We start from the raw sequence: 23,661 nt of genomic DNA on the forward strand, positions 1-23,661 counted from the left end.
TGGCAGCTTTCGACGTCTGGCGGGAACCACGCGTTCGATACTAGCCCGATCGCTGCGGAGGTCCGCTCGATATCCTGTGGCCATGCCTACCGAGCTCATCCGCATTCCCGCCCCCGCCGGCACCGCCGAGGCCGTCGTTGCCCGCCCGTCCGCCGGAAACGGCCCGTTCCCCGGCGTCATCCTGTACATGGACGCCTTCGGGATCCGCCCGCGCATCGAGGAGATGGCCCAGCGCGTCGCCGATTGGGGCTACGTGGTCCTGGCCCCGAACGTGTTCTACCGTGACGGGACGGTCGAGGAACTGGCGCCGCACGTGGACATGACGACGCCGGAGGGTCGCGCAGAGGCAGGCAAGGCCGCCTTCCCACGCGTCGGCACCCTGACGGCAGACAAGGCGCTCGCGGACATCGACGTGTGGGTCGCGGCGCTCGAGGGTCTCGACGGCGTCGCGCCAGGTCCCATCGGCACCACCGGCTACTGTATGGGCGCGCGTCTGGCCGTCCGCACCGCGAACGCGCACCCCGAGGTCGCGGCCTGCGGCGGCTTCCACGGCGGCGGCCTCGCCACCGATGCCGAGGACAGCCCCCACCTGGGGCTGCCCAACGCCCGAGCGCGCTTCGTGTTCGGCCATGCCGATCAGGACAGGAGCATGGATCCAGAAGCCGTGGCACGCCTCGGCGAGGCGCTCGCGGACGCCAGCCTCACGGCGTCGAACGTCATCTACCCCGGCGCGGCGCATGGCTACTCCATGGCGGACACCGCGTCCTACCACGAGGAGGCCGCCGAGCGGCACTTCCGCGAGCTCCGCGGTCTCCTCGACGCAACGCTCAAGGCATGATGTGGCCGAGCTGACCGAGCTCGACCGCAGGCTCCTCTCGGCCCTGCGCGAGGACGGCCGAGAATCCGTGGCCAACCTCGCGCGGCGGCTGGGGGTCACGCGCGCCACCGTGAGCAGCCGGATCGAGAAGCTGGTCGCATCGGGGACCATCGTCGGGTTCACCGCGCGGGTCCGCGACGAGGTGGACCCGCTCGCGATCCACGCGGTTACCCTCATCGAGGTCGAGGGAAGGAGTGCGGACACGGTGATCGGCGCGCTCCGGGGCCTTCCCGAGATCACCGCACTCCACACCACGAACGGACGGTGGGACCTCGTGGCCGAGCTCCGCACCGACAGCCTGCGCGACTTCGACGCGCTCCTGGGCCGGATCCGCGGCATCGAGGGGATCGTCAACAGCGAATCCAGCCTGCTCTTGAGCTCCGTGCTCCGCTGAGTGGGCACAATGAACAGATAGCTCCGCCAGAATGCTCACTGACTGCCCATAAGTGAACCATTCCGGCCATTGCAGATGCAGATCGCCGATCCGTACCGTGGGTGGGTACCCCCAGATCCACTGAAGGAGCCCACGCGATGGCGCGTTTCGTCGATGTCCGAACCATGGTCGCCTGGACCGCAGACCGTGGCCCGGAGGAGATCATGGCCGGCATGATCGACTACCTCGAGGAGGACTTCCGCCGCTGGGAGTCCTTCGACAAGACCCCGCGCGTTGCGAGCCACACCCCGTTCGGCGTCATCGAGCTCATGCCCACGAGCACCGACGAGGAGTACGGCTTCAAGTACGTCAACGGGCACCCGTCCAACCCGGCCCGCGGCTACCAGACCGTCACCGCCTTCGGCGTCCTCGCGGATGTCCACAACGGTTACCCGACCTTCCTCTCCGAGATGACGGTCCTCACGGCGCTGCGGACCGCGGCGACCTCGGCCATGTTCGCGAAGCACCTCGCCCGCCCGGACTCCAAGGTCCTCGCCCTCATCGGCGCCGGAACCCAGTCCGAGTTCCAGGCCCTCGCGTTCGGCAGGGCGCTCGGTATCTCGTCCTTCCGCGTCTGGGACACGGACGCGGCGGCGATGGAGAAGTTCGCGCGCAACATGGCCCCTCACGGCGTCGAGATCGTCGTCACGGGCTCCGCCGCCGAGTGCGTCGAGGGTGCGGACATCATCACGACCTGCACGGCGGACAAGACCAACGCGACCATCCTCACGGCTGATCTTGTCCGCCCGGGCGTCCACATCAACGCGATCGGGGGCGACTGCCCCGGCAAGACCGAGCTCGACGCGAAGATCCTCGAGTTGGGCGAGGTGTTCGTCGAATACACGCCGCAGACCCGCATCGAGGGCGAGATCCAGCAGGTGGCCCCCGACTTCCCGGTCACTGAATTCTGGGAGGTCCTCCTCGGACGCCAAGCCGGCCGCACTTCGCCCGAGCAGGTCACGATCTTCGACTCTGTCGGCTTCGCGGTCGAGGACTTCTCGGCGCTGCGCTACGTGCGCGATGCTGTCGCCGGCACCGAGTTCGGCGAGGAGATCGACCTCGTCGCGGCCCCTGAGGACCCCAAGGACCTCTACAGTCTCGTCGCCGCCGTGGCGCCGGCCCACCTGTAGCGGCACTCGCCGCGGGTGCCGCGGCAGCAGTCCCCGCGGAAGGAGGCGCACGACGGCGGGCGCGCACCCGGCGTCGTGCGTCACCCGTGCTTTTGGAGCGGCTTGCGGACCCTACTTCTTCCCGGGCGTGATCAGGCTGGGGGGCGGAGCGTCGAACGGGCCGCGATCGTAGAGCCCGATGGCCTTCTGCATGTAGTAGGCCCACTGCGGGCCGGCGATGTACGCGCCGTCGACCACGGGCCAGAAGCGCCCGTTGACGATCACATTCCGGCCGAGGTGATCCTCGGGGTTCCCCAGCGCCTCGCCGAAGTAGGATGCGGTCGCGAGGCCCCGCGTGTAGCCAATGACCCAGGTCTCGCTGTTGAACTCGTTCGTGCCGGTCTTGGCGGCGTCGGGCACGCCGAGGTAGATGGTCTTGCCGGCGTTGTCCTTGATGTTGTAGCCCGAGCCCTTGGTCAGCACATCCTGCAGGACGTTCGTCACGGCCTTTGCCACGTCAGGCTTGATGGACCCGGGCTGGCATGCCTGGGCCTGGCCGCCGATCCGCTTGCCGTGCGAGTCGGTGACGTCCGTGATCGACCACGGCGCGCAGTACGTGCCGTTCGCCGCGAACGTGGCGTAGGCGGAGGCCATCGTCAGGGGGGCGATGTTCGGGCCGCCGAGCAGGTTGCCGAGCACGGACATGTCGAGCTTCGCGCCAGCGCCCTCGCCGTTGTGCATCCCGAGCGCGTCGGCGGCGCGCTGGATGTCGCAGAAGTCATTCAGGCCCGCCGCCGAGGCGAAGGTGGCCGTGTTGATGGACTGGTAGACGCCCTCGCGGACCGTCATGGGGCGGTACCACTGGGGCTCGTCATTCTGGAGGTCCCCCGAGGTCCCGAGGCTGGCCACGGTAGAGGAGTCATAGGCGCCGATGACCCGTGTGCACGTGTCCCGCCACGGGTGGTTGAGGGGGTAGCGCCGCTGCGCGGCGTTGACGATCTGGTCCGTGGGCTTTCCCTCGCCGAGCCACGCGGCGAGCGTCACGGGCTTCATCGCCGAGCCCGGCTGGAATCCGCCCGCGCCGCCGAGGTCGTTGCCGTTGGCATCCGTACGGTCCACGCCGAAGTTGTAGCTCGTGACGAAGTCCTTGCCCTGGCCAGGGAGTATGCGCGTGTTCTGCGCCATCGAGAGGACCCTGCCCGTGCCCGGCTGCACGGTGACCAGAGCGGTGCCCCATTTGTCCGGGTTGGGGCCCGCAGTCGAGTCGACCTGCGCCTGGGCGGGGCCTTGGAGGCGGGGATCGAGGGTCGTGGTGATCGTGAGGCCGCTGCGGGTGACCTTCTGGTAGCGCTCGTCCGGGCTCGCCCCGTACGCGGGGTCGTTGAGGATCTGGTGCAGCACGAAGTCGCAGAAGTACTGGGCCTGGACGGCGTAGGCGCACCCCTGCCTCGGCGGATTGACCTTGAGCTCAAGCGGAGTCGCGACGGCGTCGTCGTGCTCCTTCTGGCTGATGTAGCCGTGCTTGAGCATCGCATCGAGCACGAGGTTGCGCCGCTCGACCGAGGGGCCCGGGCGGGCTGTCGGGTCGTAGACGCTCGGGCCGTTGACCACTCCCGCGAGGAGTGCCGCCTGGGGGAGCGTGAGGTCCTTCGCGTTGACCGAGAAGAAGTACTGGCTCGCGGCCTGGATGCCGTACGCATGCGTGTTGAAGAAGACGATGTTGAGGTAGCCGGCGAGGATGTCGTCCTTCGAGTTCTTCTTCTCGAGGGCGATAGAGAGCTTCATCTCGCGCAGCTTGTCGCCGATGCTCTTCTGGCCGTTCAGCACCACGGTGGGATCCTGGCCCTGGGCCAGCAGGTTCTCCTTGAGAACGTTGGCCACGTACTGCTGCGTGAGCGTGGAGGCACCCTGCCTGTCGCCCTTGACGTTGGCGATGACGGCGCGCAGGACCCCTGCGGTGTCGATGCCTCCGTGATCGTAGAACCGGTAGTCCTCGACCGCGATGATCGCGTTCTTGATGTTGGGGGACATTGCATCGAGGCTTACCGGCGTTCGGTTCTCGTTGTAGAGGGTCGCGATTTCCGAGCCGTCGGCCGCCACCATCTTGGTCACGAGGTCCGGTGGGGAGACGCTGAGCTCGCTCGGCAGGTTGTCGAAGAACTGGACGGTGCCGTTCGTGGCGCCCCAAGTCGCGGCCGCGACCGGCATGAAGATCCCCGCCACGAGTGCTCCGCACAGGCCACTGACCGCGAGGAAGGCGATGAGTCGCCCGAAGGCGGCGGATGCGTCCTTGGCTCTCCCCATGGTTCGATCCTAGGGGGCCAGTGTGAGGTGGACGATAACTTTACGGCCTCTCTTCGCCCTGCCGCTTCAGGTAGGTCTCGAGATCGTAGGGGTTGCCGCGGTCTGGCCTCCGCGGCTCGGCCCGGGGCTCCGGGGGCGGGAGGGAGGACGCCCGCGCGGGGCCATCACGCATGTCCGGCCCCGGGTACCACGGGCGCCCGAGCAGCCGGCGCCGTCGACCTCGCGCCACCCTGGAACCGGTCCATACCAGAACGATCAGGACGAGCGGGACCCCGGCGACGCGCGCGACGTCGAGCACCGCCAGACAAAGGATCGCGACGATGAGCCACCTGGCCGCGAGGGACGCCACGGCCGCCGCCTTCCGCGGGCGAGGCCATGCGACGACGGAATACGGTGCTCGCTCCTGATGACTTGGGGCCTCCGGGCGCGGAACCGGCACGGGGCGTGCCGGAGCCGTGGAGCGGCGGTACGGTCGGACGTGCCGCAGGCCCCGGACTCTGTAGCGCTGGTGTCCCACGGGGACCTCCTCAAGGCTTCTTCCATTGTAGGAGCGCCTACCCTTGAGGCAGACGGTCCGTGGACAGACGCGGAAGGCCAACAGACAGAGGAAGGTGCGTCCATGCCCACGCTCAAGGAGCGGCTCCAGGCCGACGTCGTGACCCACATGAAGTCCGGCAACAAGACCGCACTGATCACAGTGCGCAACGTGCTCGGCGAGATCGAGACGCGGGAGAAGTCGGGGAAGGAGCCGGTGACGCTCGACGACGCGCAGCTCACCTCGCTGCTGCAGAAAGAGGCGTCCAAGCGCCGCGAGACCGCGGAGATCTACGCCGCGGCGGGGGAGGACGATCGCGCGGCCGCGGAGGTGGCCGAGGCCGAGGTCATCGAGGCCTACCTGCCGGCCCCGCTCACGCGCGAGGACGTCGAGAAGATCGTCGATGACGCCATCGCGGCCTTGGCCGCGGACGGCACCGAGCTCACCATGCGGCAGATGGGCCAGGTCATGAAGCCCGTCACCGCCGAGGTGGCTGGCCGATTCGACGGCAAGGCGGTCAGTGAGATCGTCCGGGCGAAGCTCGCCTAGGCGCGGCTCAGCTTCTTCTCGCGCAGCCCGGCGACGCCTATCATCGCGTCAGGGACCTCACCCCAACGGTCCCGCCCGCTGCGAGAAGGGCACACCGTGACTGCTTCAGAAGCTGTTCGCCGCACCGCATATGCTGTCTCCGCGCTCCTCCTCGCAGCCGTCCTGGCCGCGCCGAGCGCAACGGCGGCGCGGCCGGAACCCGATCCGGCCGGCAACGCGCACGTGAGCCTTGCACGCGGTGTTCCGCCGCGGCAGGCCCGCGCCACCCAGTCGCCCGATATGACCTACCACGGCGGCACCATCCTGGACGTTGTGCCGGATGTTCGCGCCATCTTCTGGGGGACGACGTGGCCGACCGACGCGGGCGATAAGATCTCGGGCCTCGACCGTTTCTACGGCGGCATGAGCGCGAGCGAGTACGCGCGCACCTCGGACGAGTACACGCAGTCCGGGCCAGTCGCGGTGACGTCCACCATGACGTACAACGGGCACGTGCAGGACAGCTCGCCCGCCTCGTCCTCGCAGTCCGCGGTCCTCGCCGAGGTCGGGAGGGCCATCACCAACCCGGATACGTCCGGTCGCGGCTACTACGCCGTCTACACCGACATTCCCCGGGGCCGCGCTCGGTACTGCGCGTGGCACTCCGACGGGACCGTCAACGGTTTCCATGTCCAGTACGCCTTCTTCTTCAAGCTCGACGGCGACCCGGGCTGCGACCCGAACTCCACGGTCAGCAGCGAGAGCCAAGGCCTCCAGGCGCTTGCGAACGTGAGCGGGCACGAGCTGAGCGAGGCTCGGACGGACCCCAACCTCAACGCCTGGTATGACGGGTCAGGGAGCGAGAACGCGGACAAGTGCGCCTGGTCCTTCGGCTCGGACTACGTGACGTTCGCGAACAAGACCCAATGGAAGATCCAGGGGAACTGGAGCAACTGGGCCTACGACCACCTGAAGGGCTACGCCAATCTGTCTGGTCAGAACGGCTGCCTCGACGGCGGAGGCTTCCCACTGCCGGCCTCGTTCGGCTGACGCGCACCGCGTCCGGTGAGCGCACGACGGCGGGTGGGCACCCGCCGTCGCCCGCTTGTCCCGGCTGCGGCTCATGGACGCTGTGGCTATTCGAAGCGGCTCGGGTCGCCGGCACCGTAGCGGGCGATCTCGGCGGCACCGGAGGTGAAGTCAACCACGGTAGTGGGCTCCGACCCGCACTCACCCGCGTCGATCACGGCGTCCAGGACGTTGTCGAGCCGTTCCTTGATCTCCCAGCCATCCGTGAGCGGATCCTCATCCCCCGGCAGGAGCAGGGTCGAGGAGAGGAGGGGCTCGCCGAGCTCCCTCAGCAGTGCCCGGACCACGGAGTGGTCGGGGATACGCACGCCCACCGACTTCTTCTTGGGGTGCAGCATGCGCTTGGGAACCTCCCGCGTAGCCGGGAGGATGAATGTATAGGGGCCCGGCGTGACGGCCTTGATGGCCCTGAACACGTCGTTGGGCATCTCGACGAGCTGCCCGAGCTGGGCGAATTCGGCGCACACGAGCGTGAAGTGGTGCTTGTCGTCGAGATGCCTGATCTGGCGGATCCGGTCCAGTGCCTCACGGTTGCCCATCATCGCCCCGAGGGCGTAGCACGAGTCCGTCGGATACGCGATGAGACCGCCCTCCCGCAGGATCTGCACGACCTGGGCTATCGACCGGGGCTGCGGATCGACCGGGTGGACATCGAAGAATCTGGCCATGGCGGCCAGCCTACGCCAGCGAATCCGCAACTCTCCGGGACCGCGGACGAGAAATGTCGGACCCCGTCTCTAGCCTCGTTGTATGAGCACAGCAGCAGTCGCCAACCCCGCCTCGGGCGACGTCAGGACCCGCCCGGGCGCCGGGCATACAGGGCGCCCTCATCTCTCCCTCCTCGAGGAAGCCTGCATCGACTGCGGCCATGCCCTAGCCCCGTTGGAGGATGCGGTGTGCGCGAGCTGTGCCGATCTCGCTGCCCACTCGTGGTGCCGGGACTGCGGCGCAGTGCTGGCCGATGGCGACCTCGAGGCCGGCGCATGCGCCGATTGCACGGCCTGAGCTCCGCCCGTGGAAGACTCCGAACCACCGTCCCGACGCTTTCCTAGCCCTTGGGATCAGGCCCCTGCACGATGATGGGGCCCCACCACGCGGCCTGTGGCGCAGCAGCCTGGGTCGCGTTGACTACGCGTGTCCACTACGACCTGACGTTCGTGACGGCGCTGTTCCCTCCCGAGGCGGGCCTTGGGAATGTGGCGTTCGACGTCGGGTGGCCGATCTTCGAGGGGACCCCCACGAGCGTCATCGTGGGCGCCCTCGTCACGGCCGGCGCCGCCCTCCTGCCCGACGCAGACCACCGCAGCGCGACGATCGCCCAGTCGCTCCCGCCCGTCTCGAACGTGGTGTGCGCGAGCGTCGGGGCGATCGCCGGTGGTCATCGCAATGGCACGCACTCCCTCGTGGGCATCGCCGCGTTCGTTGCGATGGCGTGGTTCGCCGGCCGCTGGACGGTCGAGACACCGCTGTGGGGCACGCTGTACGTCGGGACCGGACTCGTCTCGCTCCTGCTGGTCTCGTTCGCGGCGAAGGTCCTCGGCATCCTTCCGGACGGCGTGAAGAAGCTTCCCTGGGTCCTTTCCCTGCCGCTGGCCGCCTTCGTCGCCCTCAATGCGCCCGACCAGCCGGACTGGTTCCCGCTCGCCGTCGGCATCGGCGCGGCCGTTCACATTGCGGGGGACCTGCTGACCACGGGTGGCTGCAACCTGATCTGGCCGCTGCGCTTCCGACGGCCCACGTTCATGCACAAGACCCCGATCATCCGGACGGTGTGGCGGCGGGGTGGCCACCTCTCCCTCCCGATCCTCGGCGACGCGGGCTCGTGGCGGGAGTGGCTCATGCTGGTCCCCGTCAGCCTGTACGCGATCATCGGCGTTGGCACCGCCGTCGCGGAGCTCGGCCGCGGAGGCCTCGTGTGGGCCAGCGCCCTGTGGGGGATCGTGTCCCGATGACGGCAGCCATCGCGAGCGATGGTCGAGCAATGTCGGTGGAGTAGGGCACAGTAGAACGGTGAGCACTGTGACGCCCCTGCCCCACCCCGCCGATCCCGGGCCTTCCCTCGCCGAACTTCCCGGCGAAGAGGAGACCGCGGCCGCGATCTCGCGCACCATAGCGGCCGAGCTCGGTGTGTCGCCGTGGCAGGTGGACGCCGCCGTCGGGCTCCTGAACGGAGGCGCCACGGTCCCGTTCATCGCCCGCTACCGCAAGGAAGTCACCGGAACGCTCGACGACGCCCAGCTGCGCGACCTCGAGGAACGCCTGCGGTACCTGCGCGAGCTCGAGGATCGACGCCGTGCGGTCCTCGCCTCGATCGCCGAGCAGGGCGCCCTCACAGTCGAGCTGCAGGCCTCGATCGCCGCCGCCGCCACAAAGTCGCAGCTCGAGGACCTGTACCTTCCGTACAAGTCCAAGCGCCGCACCCGCGCCCAGATCGCGCGGGAGGCCGGCCTCGAGCCGCTCGCGGACGCGCTCCTCGCGGACCCTGCCCAGGATCTCGACGCGCTCGCCGCCGCCTACCTCAACGAGGGGCTCGGCGTCGCGAGCGCGCAGGACGCGCTCGCCGGCGCCCGCGCCATCCTCACCGAACGCGCCGGGCAGGACGCGGAGCTCGTCGCCGACCTCCGCGAGCGGCTCTTCCGCGGAGGTCGGGTCCATTCCGAGGCGAAGGCACCGGGGAAGAACCGAGCCCACGACTCCGGGCGTCCGGGGGCGACGGCGCGCCCGGGTTCAGCGCCGTCACCCGCTCCCGGGGCCACGGGTGAGGGCAAGTACGCCGACTTCGAGGACTACGTCCAGCGCGTCGACACGCTCCCGGGCCACCGAGTGCTCGCGCTCCTGCGCGGAGAGCGGGAGGGCGCGATCTCCCTTGAGATCGCCGAGGCCGATCCCCGCGACGACACCGCGCTGGCAGAGGCCCGTGCCGGCTATGAGGCGGCCGTTGCCCATGCGCTCGGCGTCCGCGGCGGCTCCAGCACTCCGGCCGGGAAGTGGCTCGCGCAGACCGTCAAGGTCGCGTGGCAGGGCCGGCTCCTGGCCAAGCTCGAATCGGATCTCCGGTCCCGGCTGTTCGATGCGGCCGAGGAGGAGTCCGTCAAGGTCTTCGCAGCCAACCTCCGCGACGTCCTCCTCGCAGCCCCAGCGGGCAACCGCGCGGTGCTCGGGCTCGACCCAGGCCTGCGGACGGGTGTGAAGGTTGCCGTCGTCGACGGGACCGGCAAGGTGGTGGACACGGCGACGATCTATCCCCACGCCCCGGCCAAGAAGTGGACCGAGGCGCTCGCGGTGCTCGAGAAGCTGTGCCGCGAGCACGGCGTCGAACTCGTGGCCGTGGGCAACGGAACCGCGAGCCGTGAGACAGACCGCCTCGCGGGCGAGCTGCTGACCCGGCTCGGGATGCCCCGCAGCGCCAAGGTCATCGTGTCCGAGGCCGGCGCTTCCGTGTACTCCGCCTCCGCGCTGGCCTCGGCAGAACTGCCCGAGCTCGATGTGTCCCTGCGCGGGGCCGTGTCCATCGGCCGGCGGCTACAGGACCCCCTCGCAGAGCTTGTCAAGATCGACCCCAAGTCGATCGGCGTCGGCCAGTACCAGCACGACGTCACGCAGGCGAAGCTCGAGCGGACCCTCGACGCGGTGGTCGAGGACTGCGTCAACGCAGTCGGCGTGGACGTCAACACCGCCTCGCCCGCGCTCCTCGCGAGGGTTGCCGGGCTCGGCCCGACGCTGAGCCGAAACATCGTGGAATACCGGGATGCGAACGGCGTGTTCCCCTCCCGCGCCGCGCTCAAGAAGGTCCCGCGGCTGGGCGAGAAGGCATTCGAGCAGTGCGCCGGATTCCTGCGGATCACGGGCGGCAGACAGCCGCTCGACGCATCGGCCGTGCACCCCGAGGCGTATGGACTGGCTGCCCGCATCCTCGAGGCGGCCGGCGGGTCCAAGGAGCGCGTCGCAACGCTGGACCCGGCGCAGTTCGCGGACGAGCGGTTCGGCATACCCACCGTGAGGGATGTCATGGCCGAGCTCGTCCGGCCAGGCCGGGATCCCCGGCCCGAATTCGTCACGGCTTCCCTCAAGGAGGGCGTCGAGAGCATCAATGACGTCAAGCCGGGCATGATCCTCGAGGGCACGGTCTCCAACGTTGCCGCCTTCGGGGCGTTCGTTGACCTCGGCGTGCACCAGGACGGACTTGTGCATGTCTCCGCGATGAGCTCGAGGTTCATCTCGGACCCGCGGGAGGTGGTGCAGTCGGGGCAGATCGTGAAGGTCAAGGTCTTGGAGGTTGACGTCGCCCGCAAACGCATCTCCCTGACCCTCCGGCTCGACGACGAGGTCGGTGCCGAGCGTGGCGTGGGCAAGCCCGCGCGCGGAGGCGAGGAGCGGCGTCGTGCGTCCGAGGGAGCGGGACCAACCAAGCCGGACGATCAGCGCAAGCCAGGGGACCAGCGCGGGGCACGGCGCTCGAACGGCGGCGCGTCCCGGACTGGTGACGGCGGCGCACCACGGCAGGGTAGCGGAGGCAAGCCCGGCGGTCAGGGCCAGCCGGCGGCGGACACCGCGCTCGCGGACGCGCTCCGCCGGGCGGGGCTTGCCCGCTGACGGGCCGGCAAGGTCAGGAGGGGAGAGCGTTCGCTTGCCGTTTCCGGAGGGCTTGTATGGTGGGGCGGTGACCGACCCTGTGCTCCTTACCGGCTCCCGCGTGATCCTGCGGGACTGGACGCCCCGCGACATCGAGGCGTTGCGTCACTGGATCGTCCCGCCCCCGACCGGCATGCACGACTGGCAGCTCTACGACGGCCCCTACTACTCCCGCTGGACGGCCGAGGGCGCGGACGGATGGTGCGCCTCGCTCGCGAAGCGCGCGCACGACGGCGACTGGCCGGCCGTGCGCGAGCACCTCGCCATTGCGGACGCGGCCTCGGGCGAGTTCATCGGTCAGGTCTCCTGGTACTGGCACGAGCGGCCGAGTGCGGGGTCAGAGGACGGCACCGCTCTCCTGCCGTGGCGGCGCCTCGGGCTCGCCATCTACGACCCCGCCCACTGGTCCGGCGGCTATGGCACCGAGGCCCTGACCTTGTGGACCGGCTACCTGTTCGGGGCCACGGACAGTGACCGGCTCGACTTCGCCACCTGGAGCGGCAATGAGGGCATGTGCCGCATCGGGGTGAAGCTGGGGTTCACCGAGGAGGCCCGGTTCAGGAAGGCCCGCAAGGTGCGGGGCGAGCTCTTCGACGACGTGGTCTTCGGCGTGCTGCGCGAGGAGTGGGAGGCCCGCGGAGTAGAAAGGATGGGCAACAGTGTTGGCTGACGAGCTTGGTTTGGTGACCGAGGAACTGCCAGTCGTCGAGGCTACGAGCGCTACACCGGCCGCGGGTGGTTCAGTGGGAGCGGAGGCGCCGCGACGGCCGCGGGCAGCTGGCCCCCGGGTCAAGCCCACGGTGTGGGTGGTCTCGGCCTCAGCCGTTGCCCTCGTCTGTACGGGGATCGCCCTTGCACCCGTGGCTGTGATTGTCGCCGCGGCGATCGTGCTCGGGACAGCGCTGTTCTGGAAGTCGCACGCCCAACGGTCGGTTGGCGCCACGTTCGTCCCGACCGCCGCGATCTGGAGTGCCCTGATCGCAATCCTGCTCGCCGTCGGCGCCGTCTCGTTCCAGGCCTTCGCCGGGACGTGGAACTCGGCGCTCGCGGGCACTGCCGTGGGCAGCCGGTTGCCGTCGGGCTCGCCCGCAACGCAGGGATCCTTCCCTTCGCCGTCGTCCACCGGAACCGCGACCGGACTGACCACCGCGACCGCGCTCAACCCTCCCACGAGCGTTGCGACCCCCAGCCCGTCGGTCCCAGCAGTTCCCGTCGGGGTGGCGCCCCCGGCGCCCACGCCCGCGGCCGTCGCGCCCGTCCCGGCAGCCACGCCCCAGCCCACTCCGAGCTACCGGAACTGCAAAGCCGTGCACGCAGCGGGCATCGCATCGCTCTTGCCCGGCGACCCCGGCTACAGCACCAGGCTGGACGTGAACAACAACGGTGTGGCCTGCGCCGGCGACTGACATCCGCCGCACGGCACGTCTGCGCAGCACTGCACGTCCGGGGCCCGGTGCTGGACGCCCGCTGACCACGTGGCCAGGATCACAGATGAACACTCGGATCTGCGATCATTTCGAGGATTTGGCGCGTCAGAATTGACGTGGGTCCCAACTGGGTGGGGCCCAGAGTGAGTGGAGCCATGTTCGAGTTCAACCTTCAGACCGCCGTTTTCTTCGGCACCGTCGCCCTCGGGGCGCTGCTATTCGTGACCGGCGTCGTGGCCTTCGTCGGCACGGCAGTGATGCTGGGTGCGTTCCGCGCCCTCAAGCGTTCCACGGAGGCGTTGCGGGGGCGGCTTCACCACGACCAGTCCCGGATAGCAGGCTGAGCTGCCCGCATAGGTCCGTCATCGAGAGGAGGGGCCCCGATCCGCACGGATCGGGGCCCCTCCATCGTTCGATAGCAGGTTAGCGGCCGTCGCCGTCCGGGTCGGAGGCGGTCGGCGGGGTGCCGGAGCCGATCACGTTGTGCTGCGGCGCGGGCATGGTTGAGTCAGCACCCTTGACTGATTTCCAGATTGCCTCGTTGAAGGTTCGCTCGTTGATCTGGTCCTCCTTCGTCAGGTCCTGGGCGGACGACTGCGCGGCGAGCGGGGCCGTGGCCGTGTTGAGCGTGCCCATGAGGTAGCTCGGCTTGATCGCGGTGTACGCCTCCATCCGGGGCTGTCCGGTGAATGAGGCGTTCATCGGCGTCGCGTAGGCGTCGAACTGGGTCAGCGGCTTGAAGCCGGCGATGAGACCGATGGTGCGGATCATCGACGCGGTCGAGTAGAACGTCGAGTCGACCTTGCCCGTCTGGGTGTACGGGCTGATGGCCAGTGCGAGGGTGCGGTGGGCGTCGACGTGGTCGGCGCCGTTCTGGGCGTCGTCCTCGGTCACGAAGATCGCGGTGTCCTTCCACATCTCGGAGTGCGAGACCGTGTCCACAAGCCGCCCGAGCGCGTAGTCGTTGTCCGCGACGTAGGCCTGCGGCGTCGGGGCGCCGACCCTTGTGCCCTGGGTGTGGTCGTTCGGCAGGCGCACGAACTGGACCGCGGGAACGGTGCCGGCCTTGGCGCGGGCGCCGAAATCGTTGATCCATTCGTCGATGCGCGGCGTCGTGCAGGTCGGCTTGGCGATCGCGACTGTCCCGGACGAATCGGGGCAGTTCATGTCGTAGCCACGGTAGGCATGGTCCGTCTGGGCGTTGAGCACGGGGTCGGCCGCGACGGCACCGCCCGCGGTGTTGCTGACGAAGAACCCGTAGTTGCGGAAGCTCACGCCGGCCTTGTCGAGGCGCTGCCACACGTAGGCTTCGCTGGGATTCTGCGACGCGATCTCTGGGGTGTTGTTCTCAGACGGGTACACGCGGGATCGGCCGGAGTAGTTCTGCGGCCACATCTGCTCGGCGTACGGGTTCGAGTTGGCCTGCGTGACCCAGTTCCAGCCGTTCGCGCTGACCTCGGCGTCGGCGTAGAAGTTGTCGATCGTGGTGAACTGCCTCGCAAGCGCACGGGTGTTCGGGGCGGAATCGTCGCCAAACAGGTTCAGGCTGGCCTCGCCGTTGCCCTTCCCGAGGTTGCCGAGCACCTGATCGTACGTGCGGTTCTCCTTGACTACGTAGATCACGTGCTTGATCGGGGTCTCACCGCCGGGCTGGGCGGGCACCACGGCGCCGACGCCGGCCTTGGAGGGCCGGTTGTTGTTCTTGACCTGCTCGGTGGCCTTCTGAAGCTGGCCGCCGTCGGGGACCTCATAGCTCGAGAGCGTGCCCTTGATCATCGATCCCGAGTACTGGTTCTCGGCGGGGAAGCCCGGGACGGTGGGATCCGGGTGGCCCGGGCCGTCGTTGGGACCGGCCCCAAGGCCCTTCGCGTTGGTCACGAGGAGCGTGCCATCGCGAAACGCGAGCGAGGATGGGTACCACGCGCTCGGGATCACGCCCGTGACGCGGTGGTCGCCGAGGCTGACCACCGCGACGTCGTTATTGCCCGAGTTCGCCACGAACAGGCGACCGTCCTTCTCATCGAGGGCAAGGCCAGTGGGGTTCGTGCCGACCGGAGCGTCGTTGGACGGTGCGAGGCTGATGCTCCTCGCCGTCCCGCTCGCTGTGTCGATCGCGCTCACGGTGTCGTCGTCGGCGTTCGCGACGAAGAGGGTCGCGCCGTCCGCGGTGAGCGCAGCCTTGTTCGGGTGCAGGCCCGCAGCGAGCGTGCGCACGACGGCGGGCTGAGCGCCGGAGACGTCCACCACGCTGACGCTCGACTCGCCCTGATTGGTCACGTAGGCGGTCTTCCCGTCCGAGGACAGCACGACGCCGACCGGCCGGTTCCCGGCCGCAGCCGTGTGGACCGCGCCGCTCGACATGTCGACAACAGAGACCGCGTTGCCGAGCTGGTCTGCCACCACGATCCGCTTCCCGTCTGGGGTTACTGCAAGCCCGGCAGGGTAGAGGGTGAGTGGTTTGCCGTCGGGCGTTGTGGTCGGGAGGGCGAGGGCCGCGCCCTCGGTCAGCTTTCCGCCCGCATACGTGTAGGTGCGGATCTTGGAGTTCGCCGCGGCGCTCGCGTACGCCTTCGTGCCATCCGGGCTCCAGGCGAGGCCCACGTAGACCGATTCGGGGGACTTGTACGGAAGCGTCTGCTCAACCTCATGATCGCCGACGTCCACGAGTTGGATCGACTGCGTCCCCTGGCCGTTGTTCGTCACGAGGAGGTGCTTGCCGTCGGGGGAGAGTGCCGAGTTGAGGGGGAGGTCCCCGAGCACGGTCTGGGTGCCCCACGGGGTCACGCGCTGTCCAGTCGGAGTGATGGCGGTGCCGTCTGTCGAGGGGCCCGCGACGAGCGGGCCTACAGCTACAGCAATGCCCCCGCCGGCAAGAGCGAGGGCGGTGGTGGCGACGATGGTTCTTCGCGTGGTCTTTGAGGGTCTCGTCATGGGCGTGAGGGTACTCCGGAGCCTGTTAACCGAGAGCCATCTTCAGGTGACGATCAGGTGCACAGATGCTTGGAGTCAGCTGGGAGTTGACAGGATCATCCAGATACAGATACTTAAGCATGTGATTAAGTATTCGGACGGTGAGGTGGACGGGCTCGACGCCGCGTTCCATGCGCTGTCCGATCCGCGCCGCAGGGCGATCGTGACCCGCCTCTGCGAAGGGCCCGCCTCCGTGAGTGCCCTCGCCGCCCCGCTCGGGGTGAGCCTCCCCGCCGTCGTCCAGCATCTCGCCGTCCTCGAGGGAGCTGGCCTCATCACGACGGCGAAGTCCGGCCGGGTGCGCACGTGCACCCTCGCGCCGGACGCCCTCCGTGCGGCCGAGTCCTGGCTGCACGCGCGGCGCCTGCGGCAGGAGCGCGCCGTCGACCGCCTCGAGGCCTTCCTCGAGGCGACCTCCCACCCGAAGGAGTCATCATGAGCCAGCAGCTCCAGTCCACCTTCACCGTCACGCGCACGCTCGCAGCACCGCCTGAGCGCGTCTTCGCAGCCTTCTCCGATCTGGAGGAGAAGATGCAGTGGTTCGTCGGCCCGTCCGACTGGATCCAGAAGGACCCATCCATGGACTTCCGCCCTGGTGGGTCCGAGGTCAACATCGGAGGGCCCGACGAAGAGCACCTGAGCGAGTTCCACTGCCACTACTACGACATCGTCGAGAACGAGCGGATTGTCTACACCTACGAGATGTCCTTCGCGGGCGCGAAGCTCTCCGTCTCGCTCGCGACCATCGAGCTCGCCCCCGCGGGCGACGGCACGCTGCTGACGCTCACTGAGCACGGCGTCTACCTCGACGGCCACGAGGACCCGACCCTGCGCGAGGAGGGCACGCGGGGCCTCGTCGATCAGCTCGCGGCCTACCTCGACCGCGTCCGCGCCTGACACACGGACGCCGCCCGGTTGCCGAACGTTCGGTTTGCCCCGGCGGCGTCCGTCAAGCGAAGAGGCCTTCACCGAGGAAGCCGTCCTGCTTTGGCACCCCCGGCACCACGAAGAAGTACCCGCCGCCGAATGGCTCGATGTAGTCGGTCATCGGCTCGTCGGCGAGTCGGGTCTGGGTCGCCTCGAACTGCTCCTGGATGTTCTGTTGGAAGCACGTGAAGATGAGCCCGGCCTGCAGGTTGCCATTCATATCCACGCCCAGGTCGTAGTTGTAGCCCCGGCGGAGCATGCGCGAACCCGCGGTCTCCTTGGTCCGCGGGTTCGCGAGGCGGATGTGGGCGTCAAGGGGGATGGTCTTGCCGTCCGGGTCAGAGGCGTAGTCGGGCGTGTCCGTCTCGGCCGACTGGCCAAGGGGTGCGCCGTTCCCGCGGTGGCGCCCGATCATGCCGTCCTGCTCGCCGAGGCCCACCCGGTCCCAGAACTCGACGAGCATGCGGATCATCCTCACGACCATGAACGTGCCGCCCTCGGCCCACGCCGGCTGGCCCGGGCCACTGCCGAGCCACACGAGCTCTTCGCTTTCGGCGGGGTTGACGATCCCGTCCTTGTACCCGAACAGGTTTCTGGGCGCGCCGTCGGGCCGGGGCCGGTTGTGGAAACCGTTGATCTTCCACTGAAGCTGGAGCTGTCCCCGAGTGGCCTTCATGATGTCGCGCAGCGCGTAATGGACCATGTCAGACGACTCGGCGCACAGCTGGAGGATGAGGTCGCCGCCGGTCCACTCGGCCTCGATCTGGTCTTTCGGGAAGACCTTCATGTCGGTGAGGCCGTTCGGCTTCTTCGCGGCGAGACCGTATGCAGGATTGTCGAAGAGGCTGCTTGCGAGGCCGAGCGTCATGGTGAAGCCGGCGGCGGGCACGTCCTCGCCCATGACCCCGGAGTTCACGGGCGGAGCGCCGTCGACGCCGCTCTGCTCCACCGCAGGAAGCGCCGCCGAAGACTTGTGGCCGGCTCCGAGGACGGTCCCCTTGACGGTCAGCCTCTTCAGTAGCGCCTCGAGCTCGGCTGCGTCCCGGCACAGGACCCTGAAGGCGGCAAAGCACGCGGCCTGTTGCTGTGGCGCGGGACGGTAGACGCCAGCCTGGTTCGTGCCGAGGAATTCGACGACGTCGGTGCCCTCCGCGGGGGCCGCAGGGACCTGTCCGGCGGCCGCGTTGGCGGCGGCTCCGATAAGGCCGCCGGCGGCCACGCCTGAGGCGCCGATGAGGAAGGTGCGTCGCTCGATCTGCATGGGGATGAGGCTTTCGGATCGGCGGCTCGGAGCCGCGGGTTCGGAAGAGGGGGCTGCGTCGGGAAGGCCGGGGGCTTCGGGTCTGCCGTCAGTCGGTGGAGAAGAGCGCCGGAACGAGGGCGAGCGACTCGAGGGCCCTGCCCATCGCGGCGTTGACTTGCTGCCTCTGGGGAAGGGGAACGCTGGGAAAGGGGGTCCACACGCCATCGGCACGGGTCGCGTCGATGGCGGACGAGAGGGCGGCGAGTTCGCCGTCAAGCTTTGCGGGGAAGCCCCGCTTGAGGTTCTCGAGGAGTCCTCGGATCAGGTCGAGTACCTCCTTGGTGGCGTCGACGTCGGCGCGCGTCAGGGCGAGGGCGAGGCCCGAGCCCTGGTCGCCGCGGCCCGAAAGGTGGTCACGCTGGGCGTCCTCGAGGATTTCGTGGGCGCGCAGGGGCATGTCCGCTGGATCGACGGCGGTCTCGGGCAGCTTGGCCTCGAGGGCGGCGAGGTCAGAGAGAAGCTCGTCGACCACGGGCACGAGCTCGGCTGCGCCCTGGCCGTGCCACAGGCCGTATTCGATCCGACGCAGGCCTTTGAAGCCAGGATCCGCGGCACCCTGCTGGAGTCCCCGCGATCCCGGCGCGATCGCCCCACCGAGCTCACCGAAGCTGCCGTAGGCGGCGCCGACGCGCTGCCACGCTTGCTGGGCGGCGAGCCACTCCGTGCGCGCCGTGTCGGCCGCCCCGTTGCCGATCGCGGCACGCATTGAGGTGGCATGATCGCGCAACTCTGAGAGGCGGTCGGCGGCGTAGCTGTGGTAGGCGGCAACGGCGTCCGCCATCGTCTCGGGCGCGGCGGGTGCGGGCATCATGGTCCTCGGAAGTGGGTCGGGCAGCCAGGCTGAAGGCGAAGCAAGGTGAGCCTAAGCTAACCACAATTAGGACGCAAGAACGTTGCGTAATGGACGGCGAGACGGGCTGTTTGCTCTGTGACGTCGCGCACGGCACAATAGGAACGTCCCGTTCTGCCCGTGAAGCCGGTGCTCGCACCCTTCGCACTGGCGGGCGGACACAAGACAACTGAATACAGCCTTTGATCTGCGGCGGGAGAGTCCTGCGAGCATGAGCAAGCGGGCGCCGTAGGAGCAACACCTCCCCAGGAATCTCTCAGGCACCTGTACCGCCGCGGAAAGGCAACTCTGGAAAGCGACGTCCCCCATGGACGTTCACCGACGGTGCAAGCCGGATTCGTCCGGCGGAATCTCTCAGGTCCGATACAGAGCGGGGAGGAACTGGAGTCAAAAGCCGGCCCTCCGTGGCTGGCCTGATTGATGGAGTTCCCCGTGATGGACCTTTCCCCCGCAGCGTTCGTCGACCGGCACATCGGTGCTCGGCGCGATGCTGACATCAAGCACATGCTCAACGCCGTCGGCTTCGACAGCGTGGACGCCCTCGCGGCGACGGCGGTGCCCGACGACATCAAGCAGGACGCACCGCTCGAGCTCGGCAAGGCACTCAGCGAGCCTGAGGCACTTGCGGCCCTGCGTGCCCTCGCGACGAAGAACAAGCCCCGCGTGCAGATGATCGGCCAGGGCTACTACGACACCGTCACGCCGCCGGTGATCCGCAGGAACGTCGTCGAGGATCCCGCCTGGTACACGGCGTACACCCCGTACCAGCCCGAGATCTCCCAGGGCCGCCTCGAGGCCCTCCTGAACTTCCAGACGGCGGTCGAGGACCTCACGGGCCTCGCGATCGCCAACGCGTCCCTGCTGGACGAGGCCACCGCGGTCGTGGAGGCCGTGCTGCTCATGCGCCGGGCGAACAAGGACAAGGCCGTCACCAAGGCACCGGGCGGCGGCAAGACCGTGCTCGACGCGGACCTCTTCCCGCAGTCGATCGCTGTCGTCAAGGGCCGCGCGGCGGCGCTCGGCTTCGAGGTCGAGATCGCAGACCTGAGCCAGGGCCTGCCCGAGGGGCCGATCAACGGCGTCGTGATCCAGCAGCCCGGCGCCTCGGGCCTCGTCGCCGACGCGACGGCGCTCATCGCGGAGGCCAAGCAGCGCGGCGCGATGGTCACGATCGCGGCCGACCTCCTCGCGCTCACCCTCATCAAGTCCCCGGGCGAGCAGGGCGCGGACATCGCCGTCGGATCGGCCCAGCGCTTCGGCGTCCCGCTCTTCTACGGCGGCCCCCACGCGGCCTTCATGTCCGTCCACAAGGGCCTCGAGCGCCAGCTCCCGGGCCGCCTCGTGGGCGTTTCGAAGGACGACGCCGGCCTCCCGGCCTACCGCCTGGCCCTCCAGACCCGCGAGCAGCACATCCGCCGCGAGAAGGCCACGTCCAACATCTGCACCGCGCAGGCCCTCCTCGCGATCGTCGCCTCGATGTACGCCGTGTACCACGGCCCCGAGGGGCTCAAGGCGATCGCCCAGGGCGCGCATGCCCGCGCGCGCTCGCTCGCAGCGGCCCTCTCGGGCGCAGGGGTCGAGATCGCCCACACGAGCTTCTTCGACACCGTCACGGCTCGCGTCCCCGGGCGCGCCGCGGCGCTCGTCGGGAAGGCCGAGAAGCAGGGCATCAACCTGCGCCTCGTCGACGCCGACACCGTCGGCATCTCGTGCGACGAGACCACGACGGCGGACCACGTCGCCACGGTTGCCGGCGTCTTCGGCGCTGGCGCTGCGGGTGACGGCACCGACGGCACGGATGCCGCCACCGGCTTTGCGATCGAGGCCGCGGCGGTGCGCACGAGCACGTACCTGACCCACCCCGTCTTCCACACGTACCGCTCCGAGACCCAGATGCTGCGCTACCTCCGCAAGCTCTCGGACCGCGACCTCGCCCTCGACCGGACGATGATCCCGCTCGGCTCGTGCACCATGAAGCTCAACGCGACGGTCGAGATGGAGGCCATGACCTGGCCCGAGTTCGCAGGCATCCACCCGTTCGCGCCGGACACCCAGACCGAGGGCTGGCGTGAGCTCATCGCGGGCCTCGAGGCTGACCTCGCCGCGATCACGGGCTATGACCAGGTCTCGCTCCAGCCGAACGCAGGCTCCCAGGGCGAGCTCGCGGGCCTCCTCGCAATCCGCGGCTACCACCAGTCCCGTGGGGAGGGCCAGCGCACCGTGTGCCTGATCCCCGCCTCTGCCCACGGCACCAACGCGGCGTCGGCCGTGCTCGCCGGCATGAAGGTGGTCGTCGTCGCCACCGCGGCCGATGGCACGATCGACCACGGCGACCTCGAGGCCAAGATCGAGGCGAACCGCGAGGACCTCGCCGCGATCATGATCACCTACCCGTCCACGCACGGCGTCTACGACGCCGACGTGCGCGAGGTCTGCGACGCCGTCCACGCGGCCGGCGGCCAGGTCTACATCGACGGCGCGAACATGAACGCCCTCGTTGGCCTCGCCCAGCCGGGCAAGTTCGGCGGCGACGTCTCCCACCTGAACCTGCACAAGACGTTCTGCATCCCGCACGGCGGCGGCGGCCCCGGCGTCGGCCCGGTCGCGGCCCGCGCGCACCTCGCACCGTTCATGCCGGGCGATGCCGCGGTCTGGCAGGGCGCCGCAGATGAGCACGACGTGCCTGTCTCGGCATCGCGCTTCGGCTCCGCCGGCGTCCTGCCGATCTCGTGGGCGTACGTCAAGCTCATGGGCGGCGACGGCCTGACCGAGGCGACGAAGTCCGCACTCCTTGCGGCGAACTACATCGCCAAGCGCCTCGATTCCTCCTTCCCGGTCCTCTACACGGGCGAGGGCGGTCTCGTGGCCCACGAGTGCATCCTCGACCTGCGTGAGCTCACTGCCAAGACGGGCGTGACCGCGGAGGACGTCGCGAAGCGCCTCATCGACTACGGCTTCCACGCCCCGACGCTCGCCTTCCCGGTGCCCGGCACCCTCATGGTCGAGCCCACCGAGTCCGAGGACCTCGTCGAGATCGACCGTTTCATCGACGCGATGATCTCGATCCGCGCGGAGATCGACCAGGTGGCCCACGGCGACTTCGACGTCAAGGACTCGCCGCTGCGCCTCGCCCCGCACACGGCCGCCGCGGTCGTCTCGAGCGAGTGGGACCGCGCGTACACCCGTGAGGTGGCCGCGTTCCCGGGCAAGGCCGCGCATGCGACCAAGACACAGGACAAGTACTTCGCCCCGGTCGGCCGCATTGACGGCGCCGGCGGCGACAGGAACCTGATCTGCGCGTGTCCTCCGCTCGAGGCATTCGAGGAGAGCACGGCAGCGTTCCAAGACTGACCGCCCGCGCTGGTTGAGCGGAGTCGAAACCCCCGACTTCGACGGGGGTTTCGACTCCGCCTCTCCGCCTCGACCTCGCTCGACGACCATCGCTGGACCCCTTAGGAGACGTCCCATGACTGAAACGACCACAGGTCAGAACACCGACGAGAAGCGCACCGCACTCTACGACGAGCACGCGGCCCTCGGCGCTTCCTTCACCGACTTCGGTGGGTGGCAGATGCCGCTCAAGTACGGCTCGGAGCTCGCAGAGCACCGCGCCGTCCGCGAGTCGGCCGGCCTCTTCGACCTCTCTCACATGGGCGAGGTCTGGGCCACCGGCCCGAACGCGGCCGCCTTCCTCGACTACGCGCTCGTGGGCAAGCTGTCCGCGATCGCCGTCGGCAAGGCCAAGTACTCGCTCATCTGCGCCGAGGACGGAGGGATCATCGACGACCTCATCGTCTACCGCGTCGCCGAGCAGGACTTCCTCGTCGTGCCGAACGCGGGCAACGCGGCGACCGTCGCGGCGGAACTCGAGGCGCGCCGTCGTGCCTTCGGTGCTGGCGCCGAACCCGAGGGCATTGCGCTGCGCGATGCCTCCGCCGAGACGTCGCTCATCGCGGTCCAAGGCCCCAACGCCGAGGCGATCCTCCTCTCCGTGGCCGGCTCGGAGGACCACGAGGACATCCGCACGCTCAAGTACTACGCGGCCATCGAGGCGGATATCGCGGGCGTGCCGGTCCTGCTGGCCCGCACGGGCTACACCGGCGAGGACGGCTTCGAGCTGTTCGTCGGCAACGAGCTCGCTGCCCAGCTCTGGAAGGCGCTCGAGACCGCTGGCGAGGGCCACGGCCTGGTTCCGTGCGGCCTCGCCTCTCGCGACTCGCTGCGCCTCGAGGCGGGCATGCCGCTCTACGGCAACGAGCTCTCGCGCGAGCGCTCGCCGTTCGCGGCGGGCCTCGGGGGCGTCGTCGCGCTCAAGAGCAAGGAGGGCGACTTCGTGGGCCGCGCCGCGCTGGCGGCGAAGAAGGACGACGGCGAGGGCACCACGAGCGGGCAGCGTCTCGTGGGCCTTCGCGGCCTCGGGCGACGCGCCGCGCGCTCGCACTACGCGGTCATGAAGGACGGCAAGCAGGTCGGCGAGATCACCTCCGGCCAGCCGAGCCCGACCCTCGGCTACCCGGTGGCGCTCGCGTACGTCGACATCGCACACTCTGCCGTGGGCACGAAGCTCGACGCCGATCTGCGCGGCAAGGCCGAGCCGTTCGAGGTCATCGAGCTGCCGTTCTACAAGCGCCAGAAGTAGCTTTCTCACTGATTTCCCAGCCATTGTGCTGTTCTCCC

General features: G+C 69.1%; 20 protein-coding genes and 2 riboswitches. Of the genes, 15 read left to right on the top strand and 5 right to left on the bottom strand.

All coding sequences use genetic code 11. The features are described from left to right. Window positions 1-82: 82 nt before the first annotated feature. The 3 genes from AB5L97_RS04225 (at window position 83) to AB5L97_RS04235 (ending at window position 2,440) form a co-directional block, all read left to right on the top strand. Window positions 83-838, top strand: a complete 756-nt coding sequence (locus AB5L97_RS04225) for a dienelactone hydrolase family protein (protein WP_369046590.1) — start codon at window positions 83-85, stop codon at window positions 836-838. A gap of 1 nt (window position 839) precedes the next feature. Then, complete coding sequence (locus AB5L97_RS04230; RefSeq protein ID WP_307957722.1) at window positions 840-1,271, top strand: Lrp/AsnC family transcriptional regulator; 432 nt, start codon at window positions 840-842, stop codon at window positions 1,269-1,271. Between the two features lie 137 nt (window positions 1,272-1,408). After that, window positions 1,409-2,440 carry an ornithine cyclodeaminase gene (locus tag AB5L97_RS04235; protein ID WP_369046591.1) on the top strand — a complete coding sequence of 344 codons (1,032 nt, stop codon included), beginning with the start codon at window positions 1,409-1,411 and terminating at the stop codon, window positions 2,438-2,440. Window positions 2,441-2,551: 111 nt separating this feature from the next. Here AB5L97_RS04235 and AB5L97_RS04240 read toward each other — a convergent pair whose 3' ends face one another. Further along, a complete protein-coding gene (locus tag AB5L97_RS04240) occupies window positions 2,552-4,723 on the bottom strand; it encodes a transglycosylase domain-containing protein (protein WP_369046592.1) in 2,172 nt (723 codons plus the stop codon). Window positions 4,724-5,342: 619 nt separating this feature from the next. Here AB5L97_RS04240 and AB5L97_RS04245 point away from each other — a divergent pair. Both AB5L97_RS04245 and AB5L97_RS04250 read left to right on the top strand, forming a co-directional pair. Continuing rightward, window positions 5,343-5,807 carry a GatB/YqeY domain-containing protein gene (locus AB5L97_RS04245; RefSeq protein ID WP_369046593.1) on the top strand — a complete coding sequence of 155 codons (465 nt, stop codon included), beginning with the start codon at window positions 5,343-5,345 and terminating at the stop codon, window positions 5,805-5,807. 96 nt (window positions 5,808-5,903) lie between these two features. Continuing rightward, on the top strand, window positions 5,904-6,836 hold the full coding sequence (locus AB5L97_RS04250) for a hypothetical protein (RefSeq protein WP_369046594.1): 933 nt from the start codon (window positions 5,904-5,906) through the stop codon (window positions 6,834-6,836). Window positions 6,837-6,922: 86 nt separating this feature from the next. Here AB5L97_RS04250 and AB5L97_RS04255 read toward each other — a convergent pair whose 3' ends face one another. After that, window positions 6,923-7,543 carry an L-threonylcarbamoyladenylate synthase gene (locus tag AB5L97_RS04255; RefSeq protein ID WP_307957728.1) on the bottom strand — a complete coding sequence of 207 codons (621 nt, stop codon included), beginning with the start codon at window positions 7,541-7,543 and terminating at the stop codon, window positions 6,923-6,925. A gap of 82 nt (window positions 7,544-7,625) precedes the next feature. Between AB5L97_RS04255 and AB5L97_RS04260 the strand changes: the two genes are divergently transcribed. The 6 genes from AB5L97_RS04260 to AB5L97_RS04285 all read left to right on the top strand — a co-directional run bounded on the left by AB5L97_RS04260 (window position 7,626) and on the right by AB5L97_RS04285 (window position 13,278). Then, on the top strand, window positions 7,626-7,880 hold the full coding sequence (locus AB5L97_RS04260) for a hypothetical protein (RefSeq protein ID WP_369046595.1): 255 nt from the start codon (window positions 7,626-7,628) through the stop codon (window positions 7,878-7,880). Between the two features lie 74 nt (window positions 7,881-7,954). Continuing rightward, on the top strand, window positions 7,955-8,827 hold the full coding sequence (locus AB5L97_RS04265; RefSeq protein ID WP_369047349.1) for a metal-dependent hydrolase: 873 nt from the start codon (window positions 7,955-7,957) through the stop codon (window positions 8,825-8,827). Window positions 8,828-8,894: 67 nt separating this feature from the next. Next, window positions 8,895-11,468: a Tex family protein gene (locus tag AB5L97_RS04270; protein WP_423246841.1), complete on the top strand. Its 2,574-nt coding sequence runs from the start codon at window positions 8,895-8,897 to the stop codon at window positions 11,466-11,468. 67 nt (window positions 11,469-11,535) lie between these two features. Next, window positions 11,536-12,177: a GNAT family N-acetyltransferase gene (locus AB5L97_RS04275; protein ID WP_307957730.1), complete on the top strand. Its 642-nt coding sequence runs from the start codon at window positions 11,536-11,538 to the stop codon at window positions 12,175-12,177. Between the two features lie 13 nt (window positions 12,178-12,190). Beyond that, window positions 12,191-12,913 (top strand): excalibur calcium-binding domain-containing protein, encoded by a 723-nt coding sequence (locus AB5L97_RS04280; RefSeq protein ID WP_369046596.1) that lies wholly within the window; start codon window positions 12,191-12,193, stop codon window positions 12,911-12,913. A gap of 176 nt (window positions 12,914-13,089) precedes the next feature. Next, window positions 13,090-13,278, top strand: a complete 189-nt coding sequence (locus AB5L97_RS04285) for a hypothetical protein (RefSeq protein WP_307957732.1) — start codon at window positions 13,090-13,092, stop codon at window positions 13,276-13,278. Between the two features lie 79 nt (window positions 13,279-13,357). Here AB5L97_RS04285 and AB5L97_RS04290 read toward each other — a convergent pair whose 3' ends face one another. Then, the gene (locus tag AB5L97_RS04290) at window positions 13,358-15,865 is read right to left on the bottom strand and encodes a bifunctional YncE family protein/alkaline phosphatase family protein (RefSeq protein WP_369046597.1); all 2,508 of its coding nucleotides are present in this window, start codon (window positions 15,863-15,865) and stop codon (window positions 13,358-13,360) included. A 121-nt stretch (window positions 15,866-15,986) separates the two neighbouring features. Between AB5L97_RS04290 and AB5L97_RS04295 the strand changes: the two genes are divergently transcribed. Together AB5L97_RS04295 and AB5L97_RS04300 are read left to right on the top strand one after the other, a co-directional pair. Beyond that, on the top strand, window positions 15,987-16,343 hold the full coding sequence (locus AB5L97_RS04295; protein WP_307957734.1) for an ArsR/SmtB family transcription factor: 357 nt from the start codon (window positions 15,987-15,989) through the stop codon (window positions 16,341-16,343). Next, entirely contained in the window at window positions 16,340-16,801 is a 462-nt protein-coding gene (locus AB5L97_RS04300) for an SRPBCC family protein (protein ID WP_369046598.1), read from the top strand. The genes AB5L97_RS04295 and AB5L97_RS04300 overlap by 4 nt, the downstream gene beginning before the upstream one ends. Before the next feature lie 52 nt (window positions 16,802-16,853). Here the strand turns inward: AB5L97_RS04300 and AB5L97_RS04305 are convergent, their stop codons facing one another. Together AB5L97_RS04305 and AB5L97_RS04310 are read right to left on the bottom strand one after the other, a co-directional pair. Next, a complete protein-coding gene (locus AB5L97_RS04305) occupies window positions 16,854-18,092 on the bottom strand; it encodes a Dyp-type peroxidase (protein ID WP_369046599.1) in 1,239 nt (412 codons plus the stop codon). Between the two features lie 88 nt (window positions 18,093-18,180). After that, window positions 18,181-18,945: an EfeM/EfeO family lipoprotein gene (locus AB5L97_RS04310; protein ID WP_369046600.1), complete on the bottom strand. Its 765-nt coding sequence runs from the start codon at window positions 18,943-18,945 to the stop codon at window positions 18,181-18,183. A 222-nt stretch (window positions 18,946-19,167) separates the two neighbouring features. Beyond that, window positions 19,168-19,266, top strand: a riboswitch (glycine riboswitch). A 1-nt stretch (window position 19,267) separates the two neighbouring features. After that, a riboswitch (glycine riboswitch) is annotated at window positions 19,268-19,363 on the top strand. 56 nt (window positions 19,364-19,419) lie between these two features. Here AB5L97_RS04310 and gcvP point away from each other — a divergent pair. Beyond that, window positions 19,420-22,335, top strand: coding sequence for an aminomethyl-transferring glycine dehydrogenase (gene gcvP, locus AB5L97_RS04315; RefSeq protein WP_369046601.1), 2,916 nt, complete (start codon window positions 19,420-19,422; stop codon window positions 22,333-22,335). A 115-nt stretch (window positions 22,336-22,450) separates the two neighbouring features. After that, entirely contained in the window at window positions 22,451-23,623 is a 1,173-nt protein-coding gene (gene gcvT / locus AB5L97_RS04320; RefSeq protein ID WP_369046602.1) for a glycine cleavage system aminomethyltransferase GcvT, read from the top strand. Window positions 23,624-23,661 lie beyond the last annotated feature (38 nt).

The sequence above is a fragment of the Sinomonas sp. P10A9 genome (genome assembly GCF_041022165.1).
Lineage (GTDB): Bacteria > Actinomycetota > Actinomycetes > Actinomycetales > Micrococcaceae > Sinomonas > Sinomonas puerhi.